This window comes from Curtobacterium sp. MCBA15_013 (assembly GCF_001865095.1).
Lineage (GTDB): Bacteria > Actinomycetota > Actinomycetes > Actinomycetales > Microbacteriaceae > Curtobacterium.
This window is the reverse complement of record NZ_MJGQ01000003.1, coordinates 21,257-21,604: the sequence shown is the minus strand read 5'-3', so window position 1 is coordinate 21,604 and position 348 is coordinate 21,257. Positions and strand designations below refer to the sequence as shown.

At 71.8% G+C, this 348-nt stretch carries 1 protein-coding gene; it reads right to left on the bottom strand.

The genetic code is table 11. From position 1 onward, the window contains the following. A partial coding sequence (locus BIV01_RS02040; RefSeq protein ID WP_139199174.1) for an ATP-binding cassette domain-containing protein occupies positions 1-348 on the bottom strand: 348 nt, incomplete at both ends.

Here is a 348-nt window from a genome sequence, read left to right as displayed (position 1 = left end):
GCGCTGCCGCTGGCCGCCGGAGAGTTCGGACGGGTACCGGTCGACCCAGCTCGGGTCGATGCCGAGCTCCGTGGTGATCTCGCCGATCGCGGCGTCCGCACCGGCGACGTCGTGCCCGCCGAGGATCTGCGCCGGCGTCCGGAGCGACTCGCGGATGCGGTGTCGCGGGTCGAACGTCGAGGTGGTGTCCTGGGCGACGAGCTGCACCCGTCGTCGGTACTCGAGCCGACCGGCACGCGTCGACATGATCGACCGGAGGTCCCGGTCGTCCACGGTGATCGTGCCGGCGGAGGCCCGCTCGAGTCCGGTGACGATCTTCGCCATCGTGGACTTGCCCGAGCCGGACTC